Origin of the sequence: Corynebacterium sp. HMSC071F07 (genome assembly GCF_001810285.1) — a bacterium.
GTDB classification, from domain to species: Bacteria; Actinomycetota; Actinomycetes; order Mycobacteriales; family Mycobacteriaceae; genus Corynebacterium; species Corynebacterium simulans.
The window spans coordinates 91,559-99,951 of sequence record NZ_KV800697.1; the positions used below are offsets into that span (position 1 = coordinate 91,559).

General features: G+C 61.2%; 6 protein-coding genes. 3 read left to right on the forward strand and 3 right to left on the reverse strand.

The window, feature by feature from the left end:
• Window positions 1–1,022 (forward strand): tetratricopeptide repeat protein (locus tag HMPREF2724_RS03415; RefSeq protein WP_305764391.1); only part of this gene is annotated, 1,022 nt, incomplete at its 5' end.
• 318 nt (window positions 1,023–1,340) lie between these two features.
• Here the strand turns inward: HMPREF2724_RS03415 and HMPREF2724_RS03420 are convergent.
• The 3 genes from HMPREF2724_RS03420 to pta form a co-directional block, all read right to left on the reverse strand.
• A complete protein-coding gene (locus HMPREF2724_RS03420; protein ID WP_168164866.1) occupies window positions 1,341–1,955 on the reverse strand; it encodes a hypothetical protein in 615 nt (204 codons plus the stop codon).
• A 366-nt stretch (window positions 1,956–2,321) separates the two neighbouring features.
• Window positions 2,322–3,542: an acetate kinase gene (locus HMPREF2724_RS03425; RefSeq protein WP_061924828.1), complete on the reverse strand. Its 1,221-nt coding sequence runs from the start codon at window positions 3,540–3,542 to the stop codon at window positions 2,322–2,324.
• Window positions 3,543–4,901: a phosphate acetyltransferase gene (pta, locus tag HMPREF2724_RS03430; RefSeq protein ID WP_061924832.1), complete on the reverse strand. Its 1,359-nt coding sequence runs from the start codon at window positions 4,899–4,901 to the stop codon at window positions 3,543–3,545.
• Between the two features lie 415 nt (window positions 4,902–5,316).
• On the opposite strand from pta, the gene HMPREF2724_RS03435 reads away from it, so the two are divergent.
• Together HMPREF2724_RS03435 and HMPREF2724_RS03440 are read left to right on the forward strand one after the other, a co-directional pair.
• Window positions 5,317–7,410 carry a glucose PTS transporter subunit IIA gene (locus HMPREF2724_RS03435; RefSeq protein WP_070587173.1) on the forward strand — a complete coding sequence of 698 codons (2,094 nt, stop codon included), beginning with the start codon at window positions 5,317–5,319 and terminating at the stop codon, window positions 7,408–7,410.
• 129 nt (window positions 7,411–7,539) lie between these two features.
• Window positions 7,540–8,367: a PRD domain-containing protein gene (locus tag HMPREF2724_RS03440; RefSeq protein ID WP_062037024.1), complete on the forward strand. Its 828-nt coding sequence runs from the start codon at window positions 7,540–7,542 to the stop codon at window positions 8,365–8,367.
• Window positions 8,368–8,393 lie beyond the last annotated feature (26 nt).

Sequence of the window (8,393 nt, forward strand, 5' to 3'; positions counted from 1 at the left end):
CCCTGGTGGACCGCTCGGACGTAGGCGCCGCGCTCCTGCAGGGTGCTTCCTACACGGAGCCGCAGGAAGCCCTCGAAACGCTGCGCCAGGCCATGCAGGCTCCGGAGTACGAGGAATCTGCAGAAATCCCGCTCGGCGTGGTGCGTTCCATGATCGACCTGGGCTATACCGGCCAGGCCCGCGAATGGCTCGCCTCGATCGAGGACAAGCTCGGAAACGATTGGCGCTTCCAGTGGTACTCCGGCGTCGCCGTGCTGCTTCTCGACGACTATCGCGCCGCCCAAGTGCACTTCGCGAACGTCCTCAACCTGCTGCCGGGCGAGCCGGCGCCGAAGCTGGCTATCGCGGCGATTAACGAGCTCATCTTGCAGCAGCTGGGCTACAACGAAGTCTCGCTCATCGATCCTGCCATCGCGCGGGCATGTGCGAACCTCACTACCAGCCTGGACGAGCTGCCGAACGAACTGTTTACCGACGATCGAGGAATCTGGGATCACGTCACCGATGACCCGGCTCACCTGCGTTTTAACTCGATGCGTCTGTACGGAATCGTGTGGGCCACCTACCCGACCACGGTCTCTTCCGCTTTCGGCCTGGCCCGCCAGATGCGCTCGGAGCAGCAGGTGGAGCTGGCCGTGGCGACGCTAGATCGCGTGCCCAACGCCTCGCGCCACTACCGCATGGCCCGGCTGACCACCATTTTGCAACTGGTACTGCACGATCTTTCCGAGTCTCGTATCCGCCGCGCTGCCCGCCGTCTGGAGGAGATCCCACAAAATGAGCCGCGATTCTTGCAGGTCAAGGCGGCAGTCATCTCCGCGGGCCTGAACTTCCTCCGCGACTGTGACCTCGATGCAGCGGCCTCTCCGAACGACCTCTTCGAGTTCGCCTTCACGCAGCGTGGCTTACGCTACGGCTTGGCCGATACTCTGCGCGCCTTGGCCCGGCAGGCGCCCTTCGCGCGGCACCGCTACGCGCTGGTGGACCTGGCGAACCAAGTGCGGCCTGTGACCAACTTTTAGCCTGGGCCGCCTCCGCGGCTCCCCTCGATGGCTCTGCCTTCCGCCATGTCTGCCCTTCCAAATGGTGAGGTCAACCGTCCCGAACGTCACCTCAATAGCCATCACTAGCCCCAACCATGAACACTGACTCCACTAGCCACATCGCGACCTCACCATTTGACTATTCGCGTCGTGCCTCAGCCCAAATGGTGAGGACCACATGGTGAGGTGAGTGATCACCAGCCCCAGCAGACAGCGCCAGTCACAGTAGTTACAGCTCGACCTCACCATCTAGGCCAACCACCTGCAAATGGTGAGGACCCTGGTGAGAGGAAGCGCCTACGCCTGGCGCACCACTTGCTGCAGTCCCCGCTCACGGCCAGACACCCAAGTTGCCCGCAGATCTGCGAGGAACTTCTGCGGCTGATGAAACAGCTCAGTCGAAGTCACACGGAATACCGTGTAACCGGCATTCTGCAATCGCACCTCGCGGCGACGCTCTTCCACGATTACCCGCCGGGTATCCGAGTCATAGGTTTCGCCGTCATACTTCACGGCTCCATCAATTTCCAATACCAGCCAACCATCAATCAGAACATCAACTCGAACACTGGGAATCACCCAGACTTGCTGTTGGATGGAATGACCCATCTTTGCGTGTGCCAATAAGGCGATACATAATGCCTCGTAGGGCGACTCGCATTGACCAGAAAGAAGCGATATAGCTCGACGTGCTTCAGCGATATCTTTGACCCGCCCCATAGTTTCGAGGCAATCCATAGCCATAGCCTTGGCAGCCTCGACATCGAGTTCAGGATGCATCCGGAACCATGATTCGAGTGCCACGAAGCCGCGAATCCAGCCTTCGAAGCGCGCGACATCCAACGCGGAGCGCAAAGCAGACGTCACGCGAACGCCCTGTGCCTTCTCGACCATAGAATCTGGCAGACGCATCTTCTTGTAACTTCGGCCGTGGCCCCAGTCTCTCCGCGGCGGCATAACGCCAGAGCGCAGAGCGAGCGTCACCGGCTCCTCGCCGCCCCGCGGCGGGAGGACCCACAGCCCATGCACCCGCGCCGCCGAAACTCCCACGAGCACCGCCCGCCTAGCACTATGGCCCGCCCGTAAACACCGCGCCAGCTGCTCTTCATGCCAAGGCCGCGACTGCCCTTCTACTACTCCCCCGAATTGTCCCATAGGGATAGTCCACTAGCCAGGCCAGTACTAGCGCAAGAGGGAATTGGCGCAACAGGCTAAATCTGTGGATAACTCATCGCGACGAAGGGGCCAACCACCAGGTTGGCCCCTTCCAAACGCGGACTAGTACAGCCCCGCCTCACGCGCCATATCGGCGATTTCAGCGGACTTCTGTGCGATAGCCAGCTCCTCGTTGGTCGGCACCACGAAGACCTTGACCGGCGAGTCCGGCGTGGAAATCATGCGCGGCTCCTTCGAGCGCACAAGGTTTGCTTCCTTATCAAAGTGGATGCCATACATTCCCAGGTTGAACAGCGAATCCTGACGCACCTCAGTGTCATTTTCGCCCACACCCGCGGTGAAGGTGATCGCATCCAGGCGGCCTAGCGCAATCATGTACGAGCCGATGAAGCGGCGCAGCTGGTGGATGTAGATGTTGTATGCCAGCCATGCATCCTGGTCCTCGGCTTCGATGCGCTCACGCAGCACACGGAAGTCGTTGACGCCAGAAATGCCCTTCACACCGGATTGCTTGTTGAGCAGGTTGTCAATCTCATCGATAGACATGCCCGCCTGGCGGGAGAGGTGGAAGATGATGCCCGGGTCAATGTCACCAGAACGGGTACCCATTGCCAGACCAGCCAGCGGGGTAAGGCCCATCGAGGTGTCAATCGGGCGGCCATGGCGGATTGCTGCTGCCGAAGCACCGTTGCCCAGATGCAGCGTGATCTGGTTGACGCGCTTCGGGTCCTTATCCAGAAGGCGCGGAACCTGCTGGGAGACGAACTCGTGGGAGGTGCCGTGGAAGCCATAGCGACGGATGTCGTACTTGGAGGCCACCTCGTTGTTGATGGCGTAAAGCGCAGCAGCCGGCGGCAGGGTGTTGAAGAACGCGGTATCGAACACGGCCACGTGCGGAATGTTCGGCAGCATCTTGCGAGCCACGCGAATGCCGTCCAGGTTGGCCGGGTTGTGCAGCGGAGCCAGCGGGATGAGGTCCTCAATCATGGACTCAATCTGGTCCGTAATCAGCTGTGGATCGGAGAAGAGGCGGCCGCCGTGCACAACGCGGTGGCCCACAGCGATGACCTCAACGTCCATCGGGCCGACATTGTGCTGGTGCATGATGTCGAACGCGCGCTCCAGGCCGAAAGAGTGGGTAGGAATCTCCAGCTCTTCCTTGTATTCCTCGCCACCAGTCTTGACGGTGACGGCACCCATCGGCTCGCCGACCTGCTCCACAAGGCCGGAGACCAGCGGGGCGTCGGTAGCCTTGCCTGCTGGGTCAACCAGCTGGAACTTGACTGAGGAAGATCCTGAGTTAAGAACGAGTACGTAGGCCATTTACTTGACTCCTGCCTGGATAGCCGTGATTGCGACGGTGTTGATGATGTCCGGAACGGTAGCGCCGCGGGAAAGGTCGTTGACCGGCTTGTTCAGGCCCTGCAGAATCGGGCCGACTGCCAGTGCGCCGCCGGTACGCTGGGCGGTCTTGTAGCCGATGTTGCCCGCCTCCAGGTCCGGGAAGATGAAGACGTTTGCCTGTCCAGCCACCTCGGACTCCGGTGCCTTCTTGGCAGCAACGCCTGGGTCACAAGCGGCGTCGAACTGCAGCGGGCCATCCACCTTGACGGAGGAATCGATACCGCGGGCAGCCTCAACAGCAGCAACTGCACGGTCGACGTCCGGGCCGGAGCCAGAGGTGCCGGTGGAGTAAGACAGCATGGCCACGCGTGGGTCGATGCCGAACTGCGCTGCGGTCTTCGCAGAAACCACGGCGATTTCACCCAGCTGCTCGGCGGTCGGGTTTGGGTTGACCGCGCAGTCACCGAAGGCCCACAGGCGTCCGCGCATCACCATCAAAAAGATGGAGGAAACAACGGATGCGCCCGGCGCGGTTTTGATGATCTGGAAGGAAGGCTTAATCGTGTGTGCGGTGGTGTGCGCAGCGCCGGAAACCATGCCGTCTGCCAGGCCCTTGTGCACCATCATGGTGGCGAAGTAGGAGACATCCTTCATGGTCTCGCGCGCCTGCTCGAGGGTAACGCCCTTCTTCTTGCGCAGCTCCGCGAAGTCGGCCGCGAACTCCTCTGCCAGCGGGGAGTTCAGGTGGTCAATGACGTCCACGCCGGTGAGATCCACCCCGAGGAGCTCCGCACGCTTGGCGACGTCCGCCTCATCACCCAGGATGGTCAGCTTCGCCACCTTGCCCGCCATAAGCGCTCCGGCTGCCTCGATAATGCGGTCGTCCTCGCCTTCCGGCAGAACGATGTGCGCACCGGCGGCACGGGCTTGGTCAAGCAACTGCTTCTGGAAGACCTCCGCGCTCATTACCGGCGCGACGGACTCGATGGCTGCGAGCGCACCGGGGACAGACGCGACGTCGGTAAACGCGCCTACTACCTCAGCACCCAGGGAACGGGCATGTGCAAGGGCCAGGTCGGAGGTGCGCTGCGGAGCGTTGGAAATCAGAACAAACGGGATGCCCAGGGCCGCTGCGGCCTTGGCGTCAAAGTCCATCACACCCGTGCCCTGCAACACGACGTCGCCTTCTGGAACGGTGACCAGAATCTGGTCCAGGGTGGTGCCCAGGTCATCGAGCTGCGCGAAGGTCGCGCCGAGGTCGGTTGCCAGGGAGGCGATATCGAGGCCGTCGAAACCACGGCCAATGACGCTCACGAGTGCGGAGTTCTGTGAAGACATTTACTGCTAGCCTTTCTCTTCCCAAAGAGTAGACGATGTTGTGTGTTGCGCGTCACGAGGCACAACATACAGTGACCTCTTCACCATACTGGAGATGTCCGAATTTAGCCGTTTTAAAAAGGCTTAGTGCAATCTAAAACACATTTAGGAACCTCCAATCGCCCAGCCACCCGAAAAAGCGGTGTGGTGAGTCACATAAATTGCCCAGAGTGAGAGCCGCGGAGTAGGTTGAATTTATAAGGATTGTTACTTCGGGCAAGACCTAGGATGCTGTGTGCACCGCGCATTCCACTGAACTGTGAAATGCAAAGACCCAGCTTCCTGGGTCTTTTTGTAGTTTTTAGGCCTCCTGGGCAGGCCCCAGGAACCTCCGCGAACTGCATTGCGCCCGGTAAGAAGTTCGAAAGGAAATCTCATGTCGACGCAAACGCGCTCTACAGCTGAGGCCATCTTGGATGGCATCGGCGGCGCGCAAAACATTGCCTCTTTCACGCACTGCGCCACCCGCCTGCGCTTCCAGCTTAACGACGCCTCGAAGGCCGACAAGGAAGCGCTCGACGCCATCCCCAAGGTGCTCGGCGCCGTGCCGCAAGGCGACTCAAATTACCAGGTAGTTATCGGTGGCGACGTCGCTACCGTCTACGACGAGATCAACGCTTTGTCGGAGATGAAAGACGGCGGCGCTTCGAATGCGGACATCAAAGCCGCGGCCCGCTCGAAGGCGAAGGGCAAGGTTCCTTTTATGGACGAGTTCTTCGAGTACTTGTCCGATTCTTTCCGACCAATTCTGGGTGTGTTGCTCGGCGCCTCGCTGATTATCGCCTTCGCGTCGATCCTCGACGCATTCGGAATCGTCGACTTCCGCGCCGAGGACAAGCCCGCCTCGTGGTTCTTCGTCGACGCCATGTGGCGCTCCGTCTTCTACTTCCTGCCACTGATGGTGGCCTACAACGCCGGCAAGAAGCTGCGCATCGACCCGTGGGTCCCGGGCGCCATCATGGCCGCCCTGCTGACTCCGGAGTTCTTGGGCCTTTCTGAGAACCCTGCCGTCCAGTGCGTGGTCAACGATACGTTGGGCAGCGAGCAGTGCTCCATTCCTATCTTCGGCATGACCATGCAGCTTCCGGGGTACGGCGGCAATGTCTTCGTGCCGTTGATGATGGCTTTTGTGGCAGCGCTGGTCTACCGCTTCTTCCAGAAGATCATTCCTTCTGCTCTGCACATGGTGTTCGTCCCGTTCTTCACCATGCTCATCGTCATCCCTCTCACGGCATTTCTCATCGGCCCGTTCGGCGTATGGGCCGGTAACGGCATCGGCGCCGGCCTGTCCTGGATGAATGACAACGTTCCATTCGTCTTCGCCCTGGCTATCCCGATGATCTACCCGTTCCTGGTTCCGCTGGGTCTGCACTGGCCACTGAACGCCTTGATGCTGGTAAACATCCAGACCTTGGGCTATGACTTCATCCAGGGCCCAATGGGTGCTTGGAACTTCGCCTGCTTCGGCGCCACCGCCGCCGTGCTGGCACTGTCCATCCGCGACAAAGACACCGTGATGCGTCAGACCGCCGGCTCCGCATTGGTTGCGGGCCTGCTGGGCGGCGTCTCCGAGCCTTCTCTCTACGGCATTCACCTGCGTTACAAGCGCATCTACCCGCGCATGCTGGTGGGCTGCTTTGCCGGTGGCCTGACCGTGGCACTTTTGACCCTGGGCTCCAACGGCATCACCACGGATGCCTTCGTCTTCACCTCCCTGCTGACCATCTCCGTGTTTAGCCCGATGGCCAAGTACGCCATCGCCATTGCTGTGGCATTCGTCGTGGCCTTCCTGGCGGTCTTCATCACTGACTACCGCTCCCCGGAGGAGCGCGCTGAGGCTAAGGCCGCCCGCGAGGCAGCCGAAAAGGCCGAGCTCGACAACGCCAACACCGCCGACAACGCCGCGCTTGCCGATGCCCCCGCAACCACCGCTGCCGGCGCTGGCGCCGGTGCTGCCACCGCAACGGCCACCAAGGAAGACGCCCCCGCCAAGGCGGCTGAGCCTGCCGCTGGTACCACCACCGACATCGCTTCGCCGTCGACCGGCAAGGTTGTCCCCATGGCTGAGATCGATGACCCGGTCTTCTCCGCCGGCACACTGGGTGATGGCGTGGGCATCGTCCCCGAGAGCAACGAGGTCTACGCCCCCGTCAGCGGCACCGTCATGAGTGCCATGAAGTCCGGCCACGCCTACGGCATCAAGACCGAGGACGGCGTGGAGGTCCTCGTCCACATCGGCATCAACACCGTGAAGATGAAGGGCGAAGGTTTCGCCCCAGCCGTCAAGAAGGGCGACACGGTCAAGCAGGGCGAGCTGCTTGCCACCGTTGACTTTGCCAAGGTCACCGAAGCCGGCTACGACACCACCATCGTCTTGGCCGTCACCAACACCAAGGCGCTGTCCGCCGTCACCCCGGCTGGTCTGAACCACGCCGCCGCTGGCGATACGGTCATCACCACGACCCGCTAAAGGACCCACTAGGAAACCTTTAGCACGCCTCTAACGAACCCTGACTAAGCTGGCTCGATGGAACCACCATCGTGGCCGGCTTTAGTCGTTTTCGCCCTAACCGGTTAACCCCAACCAGAAAGGTGCCCTGTGCAACTGTTGCGCGTGTTCAATAACAACGTCGTGCTCGCGCGGCGCGGTGCGGAAGACGTCATTGTCACCGGCCGCGGCATCGGCTTCCAAGCCAAACCTGGTGCTGAGATTGACCCGGCCAAGGTGGTGAAGGTCTTCGTCCCTGATTCCGGCCGCGATCCGGACCACCTGGCCGCCATGATTGCCGGTATTCCCGGCGAATACGTCCAGCTAGTCATCGACGCCATGCACTCCGTCGACATGTCGGAGACACTGCGTAGCAAGCTCACACTGGTCGTGGCAATTGCGGATCACATCCACGGCGCAGTCAGCCGCGGCAACACCGTGTCCTATCCACTGGAAGCGGAGGTCCGCCACCTCTACGCCGACGATTTTTCCCTCGCGCAACAGCTACTCGCCGCCATCAACAGCGGCCTGCACAAACCTCTGGCTCCTGATGAGGCCGTGGCCATCACCCTCCACCTGGTCAACGCCGGGTTCGCGGTGGGGGATCTCTCCGGCACCTACCGCATGACGGGCCTCATCCAACAGATTCTGGCCGTTATCGGATCTCACAACGATACGGAGCTCAACAGCGAAGATATCTCCGTCGCCCGCTTCATTACCCACCTGCGCTATCTCTTCGTGCGCATGGCGGAGCACCAGCAGCTCGACTCCGACGACCGCCAGGTGGCCACCGCCATCTCCGCGCGCTACCCCGATGCCGTCGAGACCGCCCAGATGGTAGCCAACCTGATTGAGCTGCGCCTCGACAGCACTTTAACCCCCGATGAAGTCTCCTACCTGACGCTGCATATCGCGCGGCTAGAGGAGTCCTCCGCTTAACTAGGCCTAGTCATCGGCGGAGCGGG

Excerpts from the sequence above, each read along its gene's own strand:
- HMPREF2724_RS03420 (WP_168164866.1), bottom strand. The coding sequence starts at position 1,955 with ATGCGTCTGCCAGATTCTATGGTCGAGAAGGCACAGGGCGTTCGCGTG.
- HMPREF2724_RS03425 (WP_061924828.1), bottom strand. The coding sequence starts at position 3,542 with ATGGCCTACGTACTCGTTCTTAACTCAGGATCTTCCTCAGTCAAGTTC.
- pta (WP_061924832.1), bottom strand. The coding sequence starts at position 4,901 with ATGTCTTCACAGAACTCCGCACTCGTGAGCGTCATTGGCCGTGGTTTC.
- HMPREF2724_RS03435 (WP_070587173.1), top strand. The coding sequence starts at position 5,317 with ATGTCGACGCAAACGCGCTCTACAGCTGAGGCCATCTTGGATGGCATC.